Consider the following 21,822-nt stretch of genomic DNA (forward strand, 5'->3'; position numbering starts at 1 on the left):
CCACTGAGTATAGAAAAGCCGGTACCTACCTAAAACAAGGGCAGCCCATTGTATATTTGATCTCATCAGGTGCCCCCAGCGGGGGTACCTGATGGCTTTACCCACTATCCCACTGCTTCGTTTCATCCATTCCATCTGCTTCTATGTCGTTAACGTCAGCAAAACCTACTTACGCTTTCTGGCAGGGAGGTGGCCAATCTGGCGAAGCAATTCGTGCGTACTCCTGGGTAAACACCGCCCTGGGCCCGGCCGAGCGGTGGGCGCAGAGTCTTCGTACCGCCATAGGTATGGTGTTGCACACGCCCACCCCGATGGCTTTGTGCTGGGGGCCGTCGTTACTCTGTTTTCACAATGACGCCTTCCAACAACGCTTATTTCCGAACCGCCTGGCCATTGGGCAACAGGCCGAAACCCTGCTGGGCTCTGCCTGGGAAACGGTTTGCCCGTTCATTGAGCAGATAATGGCCACGGGGGCACCCGTAGAGCCGGACCTTAGGCATTCACTCTTCAGCTTTGCACCCGTTTTTGACGAGACCGGTGTCGGTGGGGTACTGATTACCCTCTCCGACACGACTCCGACGCCCCACCTTGCCGACGAGGCCCCTTCGCGCGAAACTCATTTCCAACAACTCACCGACTCGGTGCCGGCCATTATCTGGCAAACCCGACCCGATGGCTACTGCACGTATATCAATAGACGTTGGTTCGACATAACCGGACAAACCGAGCCAGAAGCCCTTGGATTTGGCTGGCTCGATGCCACCCACCCCGACGATGCGCAGCAGGCTGGTGAGGTATTTATCGAGGCTAACAAAGAGCACAAACCGTTTTCTGCCCTGTACCGACTCCGTCAGAAAGACGGGCGCTACCGATGGGCTGTCGACAGCGGAACCCCTCAATTCGGGCCCAACGGCGAGTACCGGGGTATGCTGGGTTCGGTAGTCGACGTACACGATCAGAAACTGGCCGAAGCGGAGAAGAACAACCTTGTGGCCCTCATTGAAGCCAGCCACGAGTTTATTGGTCTTGCCTCGCTCGACGGGACCATTCAGTACCTCAACCCCGCTGGTCGGGAAATGCTGGGTTGGGAAAGCGCAGAGGGCAACGCAATTCTCGACAGTATTCACCCCGACGACCGGGAGCTGGCTCTCCAGAAACTAGCCGAACTCGAAACCAACGGGCGGTTCTCGCAGGATATTCGCTGCGTGAATGCCCAAAGCGGAGAGCCTTTCTGGCTAGGCTGGAACGCCTTTACCATTCAGAACCCATTCACTGAAGAAATCTCCGGGGTGGCTACTGTTAGCGCGAATATCACCGCCCGGCGCGCCATTGAGCAACAACAGGGGGAAATGGCCGACCTGCTCCGGGCGGTTTTCGACGGGGCCATTGCCGGTATCAGCGTGCTTCACTGCGTTCGGGACAGCAACGGCACCATCATCGATTTTGAGCACCGGCTCGCCAACCGATTGGCCGCAGAGAGTTTCAACCGGGCCGATCTGGTCGGTCGCCGATTTTCGGACGTCTACCCCGCCTACCGCGAAGCCGGGTTGTTTGCCGATTTTGTGCAGGTGGTCGAAACCGGGCAAACGATTGAACAGATCCGCCATTTTGTGGGGGAACAAACCGAACGGTGGTACGATACCGTGACCGTGAAACTTGACGATGGCGTGGTGTACTCGTTCCGTGACAGCACGGCCGAAATGATTACCCGCCAGAAAGCGCACCAGAGCAGCGAGGAGCTGGCTTTTGCCATCGAAGCCGCCGAACTGGGTATCTGGGATCTGAACCCAGTCACAAACTCGCTGCGGATCAACTCCCGACTCGGCGACTGGTTTGGTGTTCCGGCCGATGCCCCGCTCAATGTCATGACCTTGTCCGACATTATTGCCGAGACTGACCGGGAGCGGGTATTTGAGTCACTCAATGCGGCTGTACAACCGGGCTCCTCGGGCAAATACGAAACGGAGTATACCATCACCCATCGGCTTACCGGTCAGCAACGCGTGGTCCGTGCCAAAGGCAAGGCCCAGTTTAGTCCCGACGGGCGCGCATACCGCATCAACGGTACCCTTCAGGACATAACCGAGCAGCAACGCGCGGATCAGATTCGGCGCGAAACCGAAGCCCGTTTCCAGACCATGGCCGAAGGCAGTGAAGTGCTTATTGCCGTTGCCGACGAAACGGGCCGGGCCACGTATTTCAACAAAGCCTGGGTTGACCTCACCGGTCGGTCGATGGACGATCTGCTCGACTACGGCTGGGCTGATCTGGTTCACCCCGAGGATCGGGAAGGGTATCTGAACACGTATCTGAGCGCTTTTCGGAAGCGGGAGCCGTTCAGCGGAGAGTTTCGGTTACGTACCAAAGCGGGCGATTTCCGGTGGCTGCTGGCCAAGGGGCCAGTTCGGTTCAGGCCCGATGGCTCGTTTGCGGGCTACATCAGCTCGTGCGTCGACATTACCGAAAACAAACTGGCCGAACAGGCTCTGCGCGCCAGCGAGGCCCGGCTACAGTCGCTCATTGCGGCCGCTCCGGTAGCCATTGGGGTGTTCAGAGGGCCCGATCTGGTGGTGGAGTTGCCCAATCAGGCCTTTATCGACATTGTGGGCAAAGGACCCGACATTGTGGGCAAACCCCTGCGGGAGGTCATGCCCGAACTGGTCACGGAAAACCAACCGTTCCTGAATATTTTGGAGGGCGTACGAACCACCGGAAAGCAGTTTAAGAGTTACGATTCGCTCGTAAAAATTGTTCAGAACGGCCAGCTAACCCACAACTATTACAACATCACCTACACACCACTCTTCGACGAAGCCGGTGAGGTGTACGCCATTCTGGACATTGCCGTCGACGTGACCGGACAGGTACAGATTCAGCAGGAGCTGACCCAACAGAAAGCCTACCTCCAGAATGCGCTCGAAATGGCGCACATGGGTACGTACCGAATTGATCTGGCTTCAGCAACGGGCCATTTCTCCGAGAATATCCGCGACTGGATGAATCTCGAAACGGCTTCGAACCCCATGAGCCTGATTTACCAGAAAATACACCCCGGCGATTGGCCTCGTGTGGAGCAGGTTATCACGGATTCGCTGCGGTCAGAGGCTGACAGCCACCATGACATTACGTACCGCCTGGCCGAAGAAGCGGACCAACCTGTACGGCACCTGCGGAGCATTGGAGAGGTGACCTTTGTCGACGGGGTTCCGGTAACCATCAACGGTATCATTCAGGATGTGACACCCCAGCTTCAGGCCCGGCAGGCCATCGAGCAAAGCGAACAGAATCTGCGCAGCCTGGTCAACAGCGCGCCCTTCCCAATTGGGGTGTACGTGGGGCGGGATATGCGGATTCAGCTGGCCAACCAGTCGATTATCGATGCCTGGGGCAAAGGCAACGACGTGATCGGCAAACGCTACGCCGACGTACTCCCCGAACTGCAAGGCCAGCAGATATTCGAACAGCTCGACCAGGTGTTCACTACGGGTATCTCCTACCACGCCCAAAATAGCCGGCTTGTTTTACATAACCAGGGCACACCCAAAGTCACGTACTATAATTACAATTTCACCCCCTTGTTCGATGCCAACGGGCAGGTGTACGGTGTCATGAGCACAGCCGCTGACGTAACCGATCTGGCGGTGGCCAAACAGCGGGTCGAAGAAGCCGAAGCCTCACTCCGCGGGGCCATCGAACTCGCCGAACTGGCTACCTGGAACATGGACGTGAACTGGGAAGCTGGCACCCGCCACATGACCTACTCCGAGCGGCTTTGGGCCTGGTTCGGTTTTGAAGGCAACGAAACGGTGCACAATACAGGTTACAATCCCATTGCCCCGGCCGACCAGGAGCGGATAGAACAGGCGATTGCCCGCGCGCTTCGGCCGGATACGGGCGGTGCTATCGATGTTGAGTTCACGGTCATCCACTACAAAACCGGTCAGCAACGGCAGGTGCGAGCTGTGGGAAAAACGTATTTCGACAAAACCGGCCGCCCCGTTCGGATGACCGGCACCGCCCAGGATGTTACTGAACAGCGGCAGACGCAAATGGCCCTCGAACAACAGGTAGAGGAACGTACGCAACAGCTCAAAGCCCTTATTCAGGACCTCGAACGCTCCAATCAGAATCTGCAACAATTTGCGTACGTGGCCTCGCACGATTTGCAGGAACCCCTGCGCAAAATTCAGTCGTTTGGCGATTTACTCCAGACCTATCATGGCAAAGCACTTGGCGAGGGTGTTGAACACCTCAACCGAATGCGGACCGCTGCGGGCCGAATGTCAATTCTGATTAACGACCTGCTCACGTATTCCCGCATCTCGACCCGGCAGGATATTTCGGGGCCGGTATCGCTCACGGAGATTGTAAAAACGGTGTTGAGCGACCTCGATATGGTCATTGAAGAAACCGGCGCCGAAATCACGCTCGACCCACTCCCAACCGTATTGGGCGACCGCTCGCAGCTTGGCCAACTGTTTATGAACCTGTTGAGTAATGCGCTCAAATTCCGGCAGACCGACGTGGATGGCCATTTTTTACCCCCTCGCATCACGGTGACTAGCCAGGTTGTACAGACCACCGATTTGCCGCCGGGCATTAAACCAGCACGGGCCGCCGACGCGTATTACCGAGTAGATGTATCGGACAATGGTATCGGTTTCGACCAGAAATACCTCGACCGTATTTTTCAGGTATTCCAACGTCTGCACGGCAAGAGCACCTTTGCTGGCACAGGTATCGGGCTGGCCATCTGCGAAAAAGTCGCCATCAATCACGGTGGTGCCATTACGGCTACCAGCCAACCCGGCGAGGGTGCTACATTTACCCTATATTTGCCGAATTAAGTGCCCCGGAGTGGGCAGGCAGACCTACTCACTCCTATTTACTCACTCCTATCTCCTGTACTATGCTCCACCTTGGCTTTGTTTCAGCGATTCTGCCCGATTACGATCTGAACAACGTACTGAAATTTGCCTCCGAACACCAGTTTAAGTGTGTTGAAGTGATGTGCTGGCCCACCGGCAACGCCGATGCCCGACGCTACGCGGGCGTGACGCATATCGACGTCAATAACCTCAATCCGGGTCTGGTACATCACCTGACCGGTCAATACGGCGTGTCGATTTCGGGCCTCGGTTATTACCCCAACCCCCTCGATCCCAACCCCGAACAGGCCGAATTTTACCGCGAACATATCAAACAGGTAATCCGGGCGGCTGCCCAGCTGGGTATTCCGGTGGTCAACACGTTCATTGGGCGTAACCCCTCGCTCAGCATTACCGACAACCTGAAGCTGTACGCCGAACACTGGCCCGCCATTGTAAAGGTGGCAGAAGAGAACAACGTGAAAATCGGGATTGAAAACTGCCCGATGTGGTTTACCGACGATGAGTGGCCGGGCGGTAAAAACCTTGCCACCACCCCCGCCATCTGGGATCGCATGTTTGAGATTATCCCGTCGCGGGCGCTGGGCCTCAACTACGACCCCAGCCACATGATCTGGCAGATGATGGACGAAGTAAAACCCATCTACCAGTACCGCGACCGGCTCCACCATATCCACCTGAAAGACGTAAAACTCTACCGCGACAAGCTGGATCGGGTTGGTATCATGGCAAACCCGCTGGAGTACCACTCACCCAAGCTCCCCGGCCTGGGCGACGTACGCTGGCGCGACTTTTTCGCGGCCCTCACCGATGTGCGGTACCGGGGCCCGATCTGCATCGAAGTCGAAGATAAAGCCTACGAAGGCAGCCCTGAAGACGTTCGCACGGCTATTCTCACAGCCCGTAATTACCTGAGCCAGTTTCTGGTGCTTTAATCAAACTCGTGCCGTTCGGCGGTGGCCCGCCAGTCGGCGTCCATCTCGGCAAACCGCCGGGCTACGGTTTCCAGAAAAGCCTCATCGACCAAATTTGGCAGTTGTTCGGGGTCGAGCACGTCGGTTTCACTAATTTTGTAGGTCTGCTCAAGCAGACCTACTTCAATTTTAAGGATATACTTGTTGTTCCAGGCATACAGCCCGATCCGAAAATGCGGGTGCGGAATGTCGTTGAGATAACGCATACGAAAACAGGGAAAATGGAAAATGAAACAGGGCAACCGGCTCACGTTACGCCAGCTGCCGAGCGGGCAAATGTAGTAAACCACCGCCAACCCGGCCTATTCAGGCCAAAAAAGTATGTTTCTTCGCTGCAAGCACTTATTCTTCTGTTTGCTCTCGGGCTGTTGACGGTTTCCTGCGCCGATAAAACCGACGAAGCCGCTCAGTTCTTTCTGCGGGGCAACGTGCAATTGCAGAAACGCGAGTACCGCGAGGCTATTCGGTTTTATACCGAAGCGATTGAGAAAAAAGACGATTTTGCTGATGCCTACAGCAACCGGGGGCTGGCCCGGTTCCGTAATGGCGACCGCGAAGGGGCCCTTGCCGATTACACCAAAGCGATTGAAACCGACCCCCAGTTCGAAGCCGCCTATTTTAACCGGGCGGAGGTGCGGCTCGAAACCGGCGACCCCAACGGCAGCCTGACCGACCTCCAACGGATTGAAAAAACGTACCGCGACTCTACTTTTTTCCAGACCCGCCTGGGCGATACGTATACGCGACTCAACAACCTCTCGATGGCGCAGGCCGCCTACGACCGGGCCATTCAGCTCGACCCACGCAACACCGAAGCCCTCACCAATCGAGGGGCTCTGTTCTTCAATCAGAAACAATACGAAGCCGCCAAAGCCGACCTCACGGCAGCCCTCAAACTAAACCCCAACCAACCCGAGGCCCTGAACAACCAAAGCCTGTTGCTGGCCCGCGAGGGGCGGTACACCGAGGCCCTGACGCTGGTGGAGCGGGCTCTGACAGCCCAAACCGGTCAGCCGTATTACCTCAACAATAAAGCCTACCTGCTACTGATGCTGAAGCGCCCCGACGAAGCCCTGCCCCTACTCCAGGAGTCGATTCGACGCGACGATCAGAATGCGTGGGCACACCGCAATCTGGGCCTTTACCATCTGGACAAAAACAACCCGGCCGAGGCTCTGCCCGCCCTGCAACAGGCCGAGCGACTCGATGCCTCCGTCGATGGCCTATACACGTATCTGGGCCGGGCCTATCTGCTCACCGGCAACCGGGCCAAAGCCTGCGAGGCCTGGGCCCGCGGGCGCTCGGCTGGCGATGAGCAGGCCCGGCAGGAAGCCGATAAACAATGTCGGTGAAACACCGTGTCTGCTACCGATTATAATGGCGAATTTTGCACCTCCTTACTTTTATTTTAGATCAATGCAGCTTTTCAAAACGCTCCTGATTGCTTTGTTTATGCTTACCCAGACCGCCTACGGCCAGCCCAATACCCAGCAACCCGTTACCGCGCTACTGGGGGCCTTCGGGGCAGAGGTAGCTTTGGTCAAACAAAACCTGAGTAACCCTCAGTCCATGAGTCTCAGTGGTATTGAATTCACTACGGGTCGTATTGGGAACCAGAACGTGGTGGTGGCCGAAACAGGTATTGGTAAGGTCAACGCGGCAATGACAACTACCCTACTGCTGCATTATTTCAAACCAGCACGCGTCATTTTCACGGGCATTGCGGGTGGAACCAACCCCGATCTCCAACCCGGCGACATTGTGATTGCGGGGCAAACCGCCCACCACGATTTCAACTCGCTGAACCAATTGGCTACCCCAACCACACAAACACTGAACCCGCTCACGAAGGTGCTGAACCCGCGCTACTTTCCGGCCGATTCGGGCCTGATGCAACGCGCCATCAAGGTAGCCGATAAGGTAAAGTTTGAGGGTATTCCGCTCGCCAACGGGCAGGTATCAACGCGCCCGGTGCGGGTGTTGGTGGGCACCGTTGTCACGGGCGATCAGTTTGTGTCGTCGGCTGCAAAGGTGAAACAGCTCCGTGCTGATCATAATGCCGATGCCACCGAAATGGAAGGGGCCGCCGTGGCGCAGGTCTGCTACCAGCTAAAAACTCCGCTGCTGGTCATTCGGAGCCTGAGCGACCGGGCCGATGCGGAAGCGCATCTCGACATTCGGGCGTTTTACCCCACGGCCGCCCGCAACTCAGCCAATCTGGTTTTGGCGCTTGTGAAAGGTTTATAGTACAGGCTGGTTCCGCCAAACCTATCACAGCTCATCCCGCATCTGAATCAGAAACGCCTTTAGATTTTCGAGTTTCTGAATGTGCTGACGGGTCTCGTCGAGCCGACTATTTTTCTGTTTGAGAAACGCGCGGGCGGCAGGTAGCTTAAGCCCTTTCCCCTCGACCAGTTCGAAGATTTCGCCAAGATGGTCGATATCTTCCTGCGTATAAACACGGTCGCCGGCACTGTTCTTTTTGGGTTTCAGGGACGGAAACTCCTGTTCATAAAAACGCAGTTTGGAGGTTTTTACCCCAAACCGTTCGGCCACTTCTTTGATGGTGTAATAGAGTTTCCTAGGGGTTTGCATGACGAAATGGATGGAACATGGAGCGATGGAGCAACACGAACGTGATTTTTAACTTTTTACCTAAAAATCCGGGCAAATGGGCTACATCCGTTAAATCCGCGTTCCTATCCCCCATTTTTACCGTAAATTTGCCGAATTACAACAACAAGATTGCATGACCTCCCGTGAAATTCGCCAGCAGTTTTTAGACTTCTTTGAAAGCAAACGCCACCTGATTGTTTCCTCAGCCCCACTCGTTGCCAAAAACGACCCGACGCTGATGTTCAACAACTCGGGCATGGCGCAGTTTAAAGATTTTTTCCTCGGCAACGGCACCCCACCGTCTAAGCGCGTGGCCGATACCCAGAAATGCCTCCGTGTTTCGGGAAAACACAATGACCTGGAAGATGTCGGCTTCGATACGTACCACCACACCATGTTCGAAATGCTCGGCAACTGGTCGTTTGGTGATTACTTCAAGAAAGAAGCCCTTGCCTGGTCGTGGGAACTGCTGACGGAGGTTTACAAACTGCCCAAAGACCGCATCTATGTGTCGGTGTTTAAGGGCGACGAAAAAGACAATGTACCGTTCGATCAGGAGTCGTGGGATATCTGGAAAGGCATTGTTGGTGACGAGAGTCGAATCATTCTCGGCAATAAAAAAGACAATTTCTGGGAGATGGGCGATACCGGTCCCTGCGGTCCCTGCTCCGAAATTCATATCGACCTCCGCTCGGCCGAAGAGGTAGCCCAAACGCCAGGTCGTGAACTGGTCAACGCCGACCACCCGCAGGTAGTCGAAATCTGGAACAACGTGTTCATGCAGTTCAACCGGAAGGCCGATGGCTCGCTGGAAGAACTCCCCGCCCGGCACGTCGACACGGGTATGGGTTTTGAGCGCCTGTGCATGGCCATTCAAGGCAAGCAATCGAACTACGACACCGACGTATTTACGGGAACCATTGCCGTGATTGAAAGCCTCTCGGGCAAAACGTACACCGGTAAAATGGATAAGTCAGACGTGGCCATGCGCGTCATCGCCGACCACATCCGGGCCGTTTCGTTCGCCATTGCCGACGGGCTCGTGCCGAGCAATGCCAAAGCGGGTTACGTAATCCGGCGGATTCTGCGCCGGGCTATCCGCTACGGCTACTCGTATCTGGGCTTTACGGAGCCGTTTATGACCAAACTCGTACCGGTACTGGCCGATCAGTTCGACGGTGTGTTCCCCGAACTGAAAGCGCAGCAGGACTTCGTGGCTACGGTAATCCGGGAAGAGGAGATTGCGTTTTTGCGTACCCTCGGCACCGGCCTCACACGTCTGGATCAGATTATCGGGCTGCTGACGAGCGAAGGCAAGTCGGTTATCCCTGGCGAGACTGTGTTCGAGCTAAACGATACCTTCGGTTTCCCCGCCGACCTTACGGCACTGGTAGCTCGCGAAAAAGGCCTAAGCATTGACCAGGCCGGTTTTGAAAAGGCCTTGGCCGAACAAAAAGCCCGTTCGCGGAAAGATGCCACTACCTCGGCCGGCGACTGGATCGACGTGAACGAAGTCGACAAAATTGAATTTGTAGGATACGACCAAACCGAAGCATCCGCCCAGATTGTGAAGTACCGCAAGGTGCAAAACAAACAGGGCACGCAGTACCAGATCGTGATCGACCCCACGCCGTTCTATGCCGAATCGGGTGGTCAGATTGGCGATACAGGGCAATTAATAGTCAGCAGTAGCAGTGGGCAGCAGGCAGCAAACGGTGAGGGGATTACGATTCAAATTCTGGACACGAAGAAGGAAAACGATCTGTCGATTCTGATCACTAATGACAGCCGCATTGAGCAGCTAATTGCTGACGGAAGCACTCAAGTCACGGCCAAAGTTGATGCAAGCCGCCGGACGCTGACCAGCAGCAACCACTCGGCTACGCACCTGCTACACGCAGCCCTGCGCGATGTGCTGGGTACGCACGTAGCGCAAAAAGGCTCGTACGTTGGCCCCGACGCCCTCCGCTTCGACTTTAGTCATTTCCAGAAAATGACCGATGCCGAACTAGAGCAGGTGGAGACCATTGTAAACGCGAAAATCCGCGAGAATATCGCCCTCGACGAAAAGCGGAATGTACCCATCGAACAGGCAAAAGCTCTGGGTGCTATGGCGCTGTTCGGGGAAAAGTACGGCGATTTTGTCCGGGTCATTACATTCGACCCCAACTATTCGGTCGAGCTTTGCGGAGGTACCCACGTACCGGCCACCGGTCAGATCGGTCTCTTCAAACTCACGTCGGAAGGCTCGGTATCGACGGGGGTTCGTCGGATTGAAGCCAAAACATCGGAGGGTGCCCTGGCCCTGCTGAATGAGCAAGGTGCAATTCTGGACCAGTTGAAAGAACTGCTTAAGGCCCCCAAAGACGTGGTGAAAGCCGTTCAGGCCCTACAGGATGAACGCAACGCGCTCCTCAAAAAAATTGAGGCCCTCGAAAACGAAAAAGTGCAGCAGGTAAAGGAGCAGCTTTTGAGCAAAGTACAAACCACCGAATCGGGCTACAGCACGCTGGTTGAGCTGGTATCTGTCCCGTCGGCCGATGCCCTCAAGCAACTGGCCTACGACCTGAAAGCGAAAGTCGACAATCTGGCGTTAGTACTCGGTGCCGATATCAATGGCAAACCTCAGTTGGCCGTTATGCTGCCCGACAGCTTGATTCACGGCAAAGGGTTGCATGCCGGTCAGGTGGTGAAAGACCTCGCCCGCAACATCAAAGGCGGGGGCGGTGGTCAGCCATTTTTTGCCACGGCGGGTGGTTCCGACGCGGGCGGCTTGGCCGCAGCCCTGGAGCAAGGGCGTCAGGTGTTGAATAGCTAACGGGTTTATGGTTTATGGTTCTTTGTTTTTGGTTTTGGGTAACACCACCCTTAAACTCTTAACTAAAAACTAAGAACCATAAACCATAAATACCCACATACAAAACGGCCCGGGCAATATGCCCGGGCCGTTTGGCTTCTCATAGGTAGGTAATCTGGAACTTAACTTATTTTGAAGCGACCATCTTGATTTCAACGGCGAAATCGTCGTAGATAGCTTTGTCGCCAATGTTCTCGAAGAATGACTTCGAACCGTACCGGATATCATACTTCGTCCGATCAAGGGTTGCCTTGCCTTCAGCCGAAATGCTGTTTCCGTTCATAGTAACCGTAGCCGGGAACGTCACTGGGTTGGTGATGTTCTTGATGGTCATGTTACCGGTGATGTCGAATTTGTTACCGCCTTTGGGAGTTACTTTCGTGATGACAAACTTCGAGGTGGGGAACTTCGCCGTGTTGAAGAAATCTTCTGACTTCATGTGGCCGATAAACTTGGCGTTGTAGCCAGCGTCGGTCAGGTCGGCGCAGGTGATGCTGTTCATATCGAACTCAAACGTACCGCCCGTCAGCTTGCTGCCGTCTACGATCAGAGAGCCACCGTTGAACTTCACGGCACCGTTGTGCTGACCCGTTACTTTTTTGCCTTCCCAGTTCAGAACGCTCTTCTGCGTATCTACTTTGTAGGTAGCGGCCTTCTTAACAGGACCAACAAAAGCTGAGGTACCAGCCACTACGGCTACTGCAACCAGACCAGCGAGGAATTGACGTGTTTTCATCTTGTTTACTTTTTTTGTTTGGAGGTTGGTAATGTTGACTATTAAAAGGGGTGTTGATGTTATGCTATTCGGAACCGCGTAACCGATCGAGCAATCCACTCAGCACGGTAGCTTCTTCGGGTGTCAGGTGTTGGTGAATTTCGGCCTCCCACTCACGCTGCCGGGTATCAATCCGCTGCAAAAGGTCAAGGCCTTTCTGGGTAATTACAATATCGACTGCCCGCCGATCGCTCGGACACTCGGTTCGTACCACCAGTTTTTTCACAACGAGCTTATCTACCAGCCGCGACGCGTTCGACATTTTATCGAGCATACGCTCAGTAATCTCGTTTACCTTCACCGGCTGCGGAGAACGGCCCCGCAAAATCCGTAATACATTATACTGCTGCTGCGTGATACCAAACGGCTTCAGAATCCGCATCTGCTCATGGTTGATCCAGTTGCCGCTATACAACACATTGACCACCACCCGGTGATACGGCGAACTAAATGCCGACTGCCTGATGTCTGTTTCTATGGACATGTTCGGGGTTGGGTGGTTTAATTGAGTTGATGGCACAAATATAATGTTATTACATTTAATGTATCAACACCAAACGAAAGATTTTTTGTTCCCACCCGCTCAACTTTAAGCAAAAAGTTGGCCAGGGACTCAGCGGAACGGCACTATTTCGGGGGCCGCAATATCGAAATCTCGGAAGCGAAGGCCCGAAATACCTTCGAAATTGTACCGAATCTCATTCCGATTGTTCGGAATATTCGGGTAGTAAGCCAGCCGAAACTGAAAGCTATTGAAGGCCAGATTTTCGTTACGGAACCGAAATCCGATGCCGTATGCCTGGTACAGGGGGCTTTGTACCAGTAAACGATTGGGGTAACTGACTAACCCAAAATTGGCGAAGGTAACAATGGCTACCCGGAACCCGGCCACGTCGAGTTTAGAAAACAAAACGTTCTCGTACCCGATCAGTAGCCGTTTGGTACCCCGCAGGGCATCGTTGTTGATACCGATTCCCTCCCGGCCGCTCAGCATGATAAATTCATTGTTGAAGCGGTGGGTACCGTACGTAAGCCGGACGTTCAAAAAATGCCGCATGTTACCCCAGGTGGTTTTGTGCAAGGGACTGAAATAATTGCCAATCACCGAAAACACCCCTTGCTCCACCTTGGCCGACCGGTAGTACCCGCCTACATTTACCAGGCCATAGAGGTACCCGATGTTGCGCAGATACTGCCCTCGGGAGAAATTAAATCCCGTGTAGAGCCGCTCACCCAGTTCGGCATTGTCGATTCCGCCGACAAACGAAACCAGACTCCCGATGGGTACGTCTTCCGTACGCCCAAAGCCATAAATGAGTACGTCGCGTACGTACCGGCGCTGCGAGTATCCCACACTGAACAGAGCCGTGCGGCTATTCTGATACAACTGATTGCTATCGGCCGTAACAGGCGGCCGGTCGAGGTATTCGTACCGGGTTACCCGCCCGGCAATCACGAGCCGGTTACGGGTAAGTGCATCGGAGCCGCCCCAGTTGACCCGAAAAGCCCGCCCGATCCAGATATCCAGAAAATTGTAATTGAGCCCCACAAACCGGGCACTGTCGCGCTCGTCGAAATAGCGGCTGTTCAGGCGGGTGTTATTCAGTTCAAGAGAACCCGCGTATTTGGTATCCGGCGTAATAAAAGGGCGGTACAGCTTGAACGACATCTGCTTGATGTCGCGCAGGTAGATAAAGTCGGCCTGCGCCGTCAGAAATGTCCGTACACCCAGAATATTCACGTACGGAATGGCATAACGCCCCTGATACTCTACTTTCTGCCCCGGCCGGGTCGTGTTGTAACTGAACCGGTTGTAGAGCTGATGGGCCACCCCCCGAAAATTACGCTGATCGAGTTCGATGCTAAAGTTATTGAGCCCCCCGAAGCCCCCGCCCGGCAGCAGTGACCAGACATCCTGCGTGATTACGTACACATCGACAAACTGCCGACTACCGGGTCGGGGAACCACCAAAATCCGGGCATCATGAAAGATGGGCGTCGTTCGGAGGAGTCGCTCGTTATCTTTCAACACGTCCGGATCGACCAGGTCACCCTCGCGGATGAGCAGAAACGAACGGCGGATAATGCCTTCGCGGGTATTGGCGTGCAGACTACTCGCCACCCGTTCGACCCAATTGCGCGACTGCCGGAGCGTGTCGTACACACTCTGCCCGAACACATCGAGCCGCCGGATATGAATGGTTCCAATCACCCGCCCTTCAAACTCGGCAAACGGGTTGGCATCAATCGTGCTCACCTCCCCTGTGCGACTCCGGCTGTTATACACATCCCGAAACAAGGCATCGTACAGCTGCCGGGTCAGCCGTCGTTTGTACATATTCTGCTTGAATCGCGTGTAAAACAGGCTGTCATTGCTTTGGAGCATGCTGTCGGCCATCATCCGCGACCGGGCCGTAGCCAGCGAATCGGCCGGTGGGCGACGGCGGTCGGTAGAGTCGGGCGTTTGGGCCTGCGCGCCAGTACACAAACAGACTATGACCAACAGGGCAAAGGCCCATTGGTTTCTACAAAGTCTGTCTGCGTAATAGCTATTCACGAACTTATAACGGTTTTTGCATCCAAATGTCACGCTGCCGGTCGGGCCCGAATTGGAAATAATGCCACCCAAAAGGTTTAAAACCCAGATGACTATAAAACTGTTGGGCACGTTCATTGCGCTCCCAAACCCCCAAAAACACGGCCTTGTAGCCATTGTTCCGCGCAAACTGAAGGCAATGTTCCATCAGTTGCCGGCCCCGGCCACCACCCGTATGCTTTTGCAGTAGATAAATGCGCTGAATTTCCAGCGCATTCCGCTCAGTCATTCGGCGAGGAGGGCGTTGTTTACGCACTTTAGCAAAGCCTATCAACTCACCTTCAGCTCCTTCGGCCACAAAAAACGTAGAGCTGGGGTCGGTAAGCTCCTGTTCCAGCTGAGGCACCGTGAGCGATTGGTCAATGTACGCATCTACCCACTCTATTGGATTGAAAGGAGGCCCAAACGCTTCGCGCATGGTAACAGCCGAGAGTCGAGCCAACGACTCGGCATCGGCAGGAGTAGCCGTTCGAATTGTCATTCGTTTTGAAAAGTAAAAAGGAAATATACTTATTTTCTGGCAACCGTTCGCAAGCTCCACACGCCCAGAACGGGGCCGGGCACCAGGAGCCAGAACGACCAGATGGAGCCCCCGCTACGGTCGAATAAATAGGCCAGCGCCTGAATGGAAATAATCGTGATTGAGAAGCCGATACAGGTAACGAGTGTAAGCAAACTCCCCCGGACTTCGGCGGGTACATGGATAGAAACCAATGTGCTGAGTTGCGGAGAATCGCCCGCGATGGTGGCACCATACACGAGCAGGTATATGCCAAACACAATCGGTGGGGTTTGTATCATAAACGGGAGCAACAGCGTGCACCCACCCGACACGGCCAACTGCCCCAGTGCCACCCGGCCACTACCCAGCCGCCCGGCGGCCATACCGCCCAGCGTACATCCCAGAGAACCAGCCGCAATCCCCCCAAACGCCCAGACCGACGGGTTGATGGCCACCGATGGGTGTAACCGTGCATATAAGACCAAAACCGTAGGCAAAAAGGCCCATACGGCATACAGCTCCCACATATGCCCAATATACCCCAGTACCGACGCCCGCAGGGCCGAGGGTTGCCAGAGTAAGGCAAACGCCCGCCGGTCGAACCGATGGTGGGTCAGCAGAACAGGTTTAGAAGGTACTACCAAAGCCAGCGCTACCCCACCCGCAACAGCCAAACCACTCACCACCACCAACACTGCCCCATACGAAAGTGACTGCCCTAACCCGCGAATCAGATGCGGAAGAGCCGTGCCCAGTACCAGTGCCCCCACCAGAAACCCCATAGCCCGACCCAGCACCGGCCGAAACCAGTCGGCCGCGATTTTCATGCCCACCGGGTACACGCCCGCCAGAAACAATCCGGTACCAAACCGGCTCAACAACACCGTCAGAGGCTGTAACGGAAGCAGCAATAGCCCGACATTGCACAGTGCCGCCAACAGCACCGACACCAGAAACACCTGTACTGTGGGGTAGCGATCTGGAATGGCTAGCAGGGCGTAGAGCAATGAGCCGCTTATAAACCCCAATTGCACGGCCGATGTAATCCAGCCATTCAACGACGAAGAAGCAAGCAACGGCTGAATGTCGGGCAGAATGGCATTGCCGGCAAACCACAGCGAGGTACCCGCAAACTGAGCCAGTACAATCACCAACAGGTGGGTATTTGAAAGCGAGGTCGGGGGAGTTGGCACGAGGGTTTGAATTTGGGTGCGTAAAATAGGGACATGAGCAGACGAGCCGCACGATTAGGCCTGTTTTTTTTCGGTTGACGGCGACCCATACCCGCCCCTGAGGGCAATCTGTTTCCGCCATGTCGCTATCTTTGAGACCATGATTTCACTCAAATATCCGCTTGTATTGGCCTCTGGGTCGCCCCGCCGGAAACAACTCATGACCGACGCGGGCTTTGTATTCACGATTGAAACCCGCCCTACCGACGAGCATTTTCCGGCCGACATGCCCGTGGATGACGTAGCCGAATATCTGGCTCGCCAGAAAGCGGAGCAGTTCGCGGCTGACCTCGGCAACCGGCTCGTTTTGTGCGCCGATACCGTGGTGATTCTCGACAACGAGGTGCTCAACAAACCAGCCGACGAAGCGGACGCGTTCCGAATGGTGCGCAGTTTGGCGGGGCGGAGTCACCGGGTGCGTACGGGAGTGTGTCTGCTCTCGCCCGAGGGTATGGAATCGTTTACCGACGAAACGACGGTCTTTTTTGCCCCCCTCACCGACGACGAAATTCGGTATTACATCCGCGAGTGTGCGCCTTTCGATAAGGCAGGGTCGTACGGCGCGCAGGACTTTATCGGGTTAGTGGGTATCGACCGGCTCGAAGGTTCGTTTTACACGGTCATGGGGCTACCCACCCACCGCGTGTACCAGGCCCTGAAGCGGTTTGCCCAATAAGCCCGCCCAGTTCAACAACAACTGGCTCATAGCCATTCACATAGGGTATAAATTTGGCCCTTACCCCACAATGCCGTATATTGTTCGGCAAACAACGATTCCCACATGCAGTTTCAATCGCAACAACTTGGCTCAATGATTCAAACTCAGGGGCAGTCCACCACGTTTTCATTTTCGGACTACGGCCTGGAGAATTTTTACGACGAGATGTTCACTGCCGATGGGCAGGTACGGCCCGGCTACGAAGTGTTTCGGCGTCGGGTGGAGCAAATCAGTCGCGAAGATCTGGTGAGTCGCCAACATGCGGCTGAACGGGCTCTGATGGCCATGGGCATTACCTTCAATGTGTACTCCGAAGGCGAGGGCACAGAACGGATCATGCCTATCGACATTATCCCCCGGATTATCGAAGCGGCCGAGTGGGCCCGGCTCGAACAGGGCCTAATTCAACGAATTAAGGCCCTCAACCTGTTCATTCACGACGTTTACAACAATCAGCATATTCTGAACGATGGCGTGGTGCCCCGCGACCTCATCGAGTCGAGCAAGTGTTTTCTGCAACCCTGCATCGGCCTGCGCCCGCCTAAAGACATCTGGTGCCACATTACGGGCACCGACCTGATTCGGGGCGACGACGGACAGTATATGGTATTGGAAGACAACCTCCGGTGTCCATCGGGCGTGTCGTATATGCTCGAAAACCGGGAATTGAGCAAGCAAACCTTCCCCGAAGTGCTGGCCCGCACGGGCGTACGACCGGTTTCGGACTACCCCACCCGCCTGCTTCAGATGCTTCAGTTCATTGCCGACCGCCCCGACCCAACGGTGGTGGTGTTGACACCGGGCATCTACAACTCGGCTTACTTCGAGCACTCATACCTGGCCCAGCAGATGGGCGTGGAGCTGGTGGATGCCCGTGATCTGGTGGTATCGGGCGGTTACGTGAAGATGCGTACGACGAAAGGATTCCAGATTGTCGACGTGATTTACCGCCGAATCGACGATACGTTCCTCGACCCGCAGACGTTCAACCCGGAGTCGCTGATTGGGGTACCCGGCCTGTTCGATGTGTACAAAAAAGGCCGGGTGGCCCTTGCCAATGCGCCCGGTACCGGCGTAGCCGACGATAAGGTGATTTATGCCTACGTACCCCGCATTGTGAAGTACTATCTGGGCGAAGATCCGATTATCCCAAACGTGCGGACCTACATCTGTGGCGAAACCGAAGACTGCGAATACGTGCTCGACAATATTGCCCAGCTGGTAGTGAAAGAGGCCAACGAAGCGGGTGGCTACGGGATGCTGATTGGTCCCAAAGCCACTGCCGAAGATCACGATCTGTTCCGCCGGAAAATCCGCGAAAACCCGCGCAACTACATTGCACAGCCGACGATCTCCCTGTCGCGGGTGCCGTGTCTGGTTGGCAACGGCGCCGAGGGACGGCACGTGGATCTTCGCCCGTACATCCTCTACGGCGAAGACATCAACGTGATTCCCGGCGGCCTAACCCGCGTAGCCCTCCGCAAAGGCTCGCTGGTCGTCAACTCCTCGCAGGGCGGTGGCGGCAAAGACACGTGGGTGTTGTATTAAGGGAGGAAGGAGGAGAGGAGGAAAGGAGAAGGGAAAAAGAAAACCCTTCCTTTCCTCCTCTCCTCCTTCCTCCCTCTACTCCTTTCCTCCTTTTTCCCTTTTCCCTTTCGCCCACATACACTTTTTTACACCTTGCCGTTAGAAGAATACCTGTCGGTTTTCTTCTATGCTCACACGTTATACATTTTGGTTAGGAATAGGGGTATTGCTGTTGTTGCCCCCAACATGGACATACGCTACCCACGTACGGGCGGGCGAAATCACAACCCGCCGAATCCCCGGCAGCGCCCTTCGCTACCAGATTACCCTAACGGCTTATTTCGATGAACGCAACGGCCGCCTGGCAGCCGACGACGCCAACGAGGTTGCCTTTTGCCTCGGTGATGGCACGACGCTCAACGTCCGTCGTATTTCCCGGAACAACATCAACCCCAATACGTCGGTCAATATTTACCAGTTCGAGTACACCTATCAGGGGCCGGGTGTGTACCAGATTTCGGCGATTATCATTAACCGCAACGATCAAACCATCAACCTGCGGCAACCCTCGCTCGATATTCCGTTCTGGATTCGAACCACGATCCAGGTCAATGCCGGGCTGGGTTTAAACTCAACCCCCGTTCTGCTCAACCCGCCCCTCGATTCGGCCCGCATTGGACAGCGGTTTTGCCATAACCCGGCCGCCTTCGATAGCGACGGCGACAGTCTCGCCTACCGCATGGCCGTTCCGCAGGAAGCAAACCCCGGAGCCATTTGCCGGGGTTTCAACATAAACGGCTACCGCGACCCCTCAATTGTTGGGCCTAATCCGCGCAACGAAGCCAATACAGGCCCGGCCTCATTATCGATTAACGCCCGCACCGGCGACCTCTGCTGGGACTCTCCGGCTCAGGCGGGTCAATACAATATTGCCTTTATCGTGGAAGAATGGCGCGACGGGGTACTTATTGGCGAAATCACCCGCGATATGCAGATTTTCGTGAGCGACTCGCGTAACAACCGCCCCCTGCTCGACCCTATCCCCGACCTATGCCGGGAAGCGGGCAGCCTCATCGAAGTGCCTATCCGGGCTACCGACCCCGACGGCCAACGGCTGGAACTGACCGCCTTTGGGGGTATCTTCAATCGAAACCCCGAGGGTGTTCCGTACAATCCGCCTATTGTACCCCCACCCTTTGGCGCACTTATTTCGGTCGCACAACCGCAGACAAGCCCGGCCAATGGGCAAATACGCTGGCAGACGGCCTGTGCCCATATCCGGCAGGAGGAATACGACGTGCTCGTCCGCGCGGTCGATTTTCCCGGCCGAACAGCCACTCAGCTGGCAGCCTTGCAGAGTTTTCGCATCCGCATTGTAGGCCCCCGGCCGCAGGGGTTGCGGGCCACCCCACAAGCCACCGCGACCGGGCGCGCTATCCGGCTCAGCTGGAATCCATACACCTGCCTCCCACCCACAAGCCCCTCTACCGACAGCACCCGCATGTTGGTGTATCGTCGGGAAGGCTGCGCGCCCCTGCAATCGGGCACCTGCACCACTGGCCTATCGCCCAGCACCGGCTACGCCCTCATCGGCACCGTGCCCATCGGCACCAACACTTTTACCGATACCACCGGCCTGCGCCGGGGCATCCAGTATAGCTACCGCATTGTGGCTCGCTATGCGTTGCCAGCGGGCGGGGAAAGCGTCGTGTCCGATGGTGTGTGCGTAGACCTGCCCCTGCTGGCCCCCCTCATCACCCAAGTCACCGTCGACTCCACCGACAACCAGCGCGGACAGATCACCGTCCGATGGACACGACCCATCGGACTAAATCCCGCCGACGGAGGAGCCCCCTTCCAGTACCGCGTTTTCCGCGCTACCGGACTCACCGGCACCGACTTCACCCAGATCACCGCTATCACCTCCAGCCTGCAGCCGGGTGTGGCCGATACCGTCTTCGTCGACCGGGGCACCGCAGCACAGCCCCTCAACACCCAGGCCAACGCCTACCGATACCGCATCGACTTCTTCCAGACTTCCCCCCAGGGAGCCCTCACCCGCGTCGATGCCACCGAACCGGCCGCCAGCCCACGGCTTACCCTCAACCCGGCCCTGCGCCAGATTGAGCTCACCTGGGCCACCAACACCCCCTGGTCTAACGACAACCAGACCCACGTCGTCTTCCGATCCCGGCGCGGTACGGCCGGGCCCCTCGTCGAGGTCGCCCGCGTGCCCGTTCAAGGGCAGCCCTACCGCTACACCGACACGGGCAATTCCACCCTGGCCGGTGTGCAGAGCCTCTCGCTATCGGTCGACTCCAACTACTGCTACCGTGTGCTGACGGTGGGCCGCTACACCTCCACCACCGCCGTGCGGGGGCTGCTGCTCAACTACTCCCAGATCGCCTGCGCCAGTCCGCTCGACACCACCCGGCCCTGTGCCCCCCGGCTGAGTCTGGACTCACTCGCCTGTGACCCGGCCACCCAGCAGGCCCTCTGCAACCAGACGAGCTTCAGCAACAACCTCCGCTGGCAGTACCCGCCCGCTGGGCAGAGCTGCGAGCCGGCCGACCGCTACAACCTCTACTACAGCCGCTTGGCTGGGCCCGCCCAGAGCTTCAGCTTGGTTACCACCACGCCCACCACCAGCTTCCGCCACCAGAGCCTGACCACCGTAGCGGGCTGCTACTACGTGACGGCCGTGAGCCGACGCGGCATTGAGGGACCTGCCTCCAACACGGTCTGTCAGGATGTGTGTCCGCAGTTTGTGTTGCCCAACGTGTTCACCCCCAACAACGACGGGCGCAACGACCTCTGGCAGCCGGGCAGTTGCTCGGTGTTTGTGGTGTCGGTGGAGACGGTGATCTACAACCGCTGGGGGGGTCGGGTGTTCAGCACCTCGGACCCGCAGATCCGGTGGGATGGGCGCAACAGCGCGGGTCAGGAGCAGCCCTCGGGCTTGTACTACTACGAGGTGGTGGTGCGGTTTGGGGGTCTGGACCCCTCGGCTCCGCCCGTGGTGCTCAAGGGTTGGGTGCAGCTATTCCGGGAGAACGGTGTGGTAGGAGGTTAAAGTAGTCGAAAAAATACACATTTTGCGGCTCCAATCGTTGAGTAGTACGTATTGGTTATTCTT

General features: G+C 56.1%; 15 protein-coding genes. 8 read left to right on the forward strand and 7 right to left on the reverse strand.

The features are described 5' to 3' along the window. Positions 1-143 precede the first annotated feature (143 nt). Complete coding sequence (locus tag F5984_RS13840) at positions 144-4,847, forward strand: PAS domain S-box protein (RefSeq protein ID WP_152124846.1); 4,704 nt, start codon at positions 144-146, stop codon at positions 4,845-4,847. A gap of 62 nt (positions 4,848-4,909) precedes the next feature. Next, on the forward strand, positions 4,910-5,824 hold the full coding sequence (locus F5984_RS13845; protein ID WP_152124847.1) for a sugar phosphate isomerase/epimerase family protein: 915 nt from the start codon (positions 4,910-4,912) through the stop codon (positions 5,822-5,824). On the opposite strand, the gene F5984_RS13850 is transcribed toward F5984_RS13845, so the two are convergent. Beyond that, positions 5,821-6,069 (reverse strand): hypothetical protein, encoded by a 249-nt coding sequence (locus F5984_RS13850; RefSeq protein ID WP_152124848.1) that lies wholly within the window; start codon positions 6,067-6,069, stop codon positions 5,821-5,823. The two genes, F5984_RS13845 and F5984_RS13850, sit on opposite strands and share 4 nt — an antisense overlap. 15 nt (positions 6,070-6,084) lie before the next feature. On the opposite strand from F5984_RS13850, the gene F5984_RS13855 reads away from it, so the two are divergent. Further along, on the forward strand, positions 6,085-7,215 hold the full coding sequence (locus tag F5984_RS13855; RefSeq protein ID WP_152124849.1) for a tetratricopeptide repeat protein: 1,131 nt from the start codon (positions 6,085-6,087) through the stop codon (positions 7,213-7,215). A 64-nt stretch (positions 7,216-7,279) separates the two neighbouring features. Beyond that, on the forward strand, positions 7,280-8,110 hold the full coding sequence (locus tag F5984_RS13860; protein ID WP_152124850.1) for a 5'-methylthioadenosine/adenosylhomocysteine nucleosidase: 831 nt from the start codon (positions 7,280-7,282) through the stop codon (positions 8,108-8,110). Positions 8,111-8,134: 24 nt separating this feature from the next. Here F5984_RS13860 and F5984_RS13865 read toward each other — a convergent pair whose 3' ends face one another. Continuing rightward, on the reverse strand, positions 8,135-8,458 hold the full coding sequence (locus tag F5984_RS13865; RefSeq protein ID WP_152124851.1) for a MerR family transcriptional regulator: 324 nt from the start codon (positions 8,456-8,458) through the stop codon (positions 8,135-8,137). 154 nt (positions 8,459-8,612) lie between these two features. Between F5984_RS13865 and alaS the strand changes: the two genes are divergently transcribed. After that, positions 8,613-11,297, forward strand: a complete 2,685-nt coding sequence (alaS, locus tag F5984_RS13870; protein ID WP_152124852.1) for an alanine--tRNA ligase — start codon at positions 8,613-8,615, stop codon at positions 11,295-11,297. A 166-nt stretch (positions 11,298-11,463) separates the two neighbouring features. Here the strand turns inward: alaS and F5984_RS13875 are convergent, their stop codons facing one another. The 5 genes from F5984_RS13875 to F5984_RS13895 all read right to left on the reverse strand — a co-directional run bounded on the left by F5984_RS13875 (position 11,464) and on the right by F5984_RS13895 (position 16,402). Further along, positions 11,464-12,072 carry a YceI family protein gene (locus F5984_RS13875; protein ID WP_019986336.1) on the reverse strand — a complete coding sequence of 203 codons (609 nt, stop codon included), beginning with the start codon at positions 12,070-12,072 and terminating at the stop codon, positions 11,464-11,466. A 64-nt stretch (positions 12,073-12,136) separates the two neighbouring features. Further along, entirely contained in the window at positions 12,137-12,595 is a 459-nt protein-coding gene (locus tag F5984_RS13880) for a MarR family winged helix-turn-helix transcriptional regulator (protein ID WP_152124853.1), read from the reverse strand. 129 nt (positions 12,596-12,724) lie between these two features. Next, complete coding sequence (locus F5984_RS13885; RefSeq protein WP_152124854.1) at positions 12,725-14,599, reverse strand: BamA/TamA family outer membrane protein; 1,875 nt, start codon at positions 14,597-14,599, stop codon at positions 12,725-12,727. 73 nt (positions 14,600-14,672) lie between these two features. Then, positions 14,673-15,188, reverse strand: a complete 516-nt coding sequence (locus F5984_RS13890; protein ID WP_152124855.1) for a GNAT family N-acetyltransferase — start codon at positions 15,186-15,188, stop codon at positions 14,673-14,675. 29 nt (positions 15,189-15,217) lie between these two features. Next, positions 15,218-16,402: an MFS transporter gene (locus F5984_RS13895; RefSeq protein ID WP_246168982.1), complete on the reverse strand. Its 1,185-nt coding sequence runs from the start codon at positions 16,400-16,402 to the stop codon at positions 15,218-15,220. Positions 16,403-16,541: 139 nt separating this feature from the next. On the opposite strand from F5984_RS13895, the gene F5984_RS13900 reads away from it, so the two are divergent. The 3 genes from F5984_RS13900 to F5984_RS13910 all read left to right on the forward strand — a co-directional run bounded on the left by F5984_RS13900 (position 16,542) and on the right by F5984_RS13910 (position 21,759). Then, the gene (locus F5984_RS13900) at positions 16,542-17,117 is read left to right on the forward strand and encodes a Maf family protein (protein ID WP_152124857.1); all 576 of its coding nucleotides are present in this window, start codon (positions 16,542-16,544) and stop codon (positions 17,115-17,117) included. 105 nt (positions 17,118-17,222) lie between these two features. Continuing rightward, complete coding sequence (locus F5984_RS13905) at positions 17,223-18,707, forward strand: circularly permuted type 2 ATP-grasp protein (RefSeq protein WP_394367409.1); 1,485 nt, start codon at positions 17,223-17,225, stop codon at positions 18,705-18,707. Positions 18,708-18,873: 166 nt separating this feature from the next. Beyond that, positions 18,874-21,759, forward strand: coding sequence for a T9SS type B sorting domain-containing protein (locus tag F5984_RS13910; RefSeq protein WP_152124859.1), 2,886 nt, complete (start codon positions 18,874-18,876; stop codon positions 21,757-21,759). The last annotated feature ends 63 nt before the right edge of the window (positions 21,760-21,822 follow it).

Source organism: Rudanella paleaurantiibacter, assembly GCF_009184635.1.
In the GTDB taxonomy this organism is placed as follows: Bacteria; Bacteroidota; Bacteroidia; order Cytophagales; family Spirosomataceae; genus Rudanella; species Rudanella paleaurantiibacter.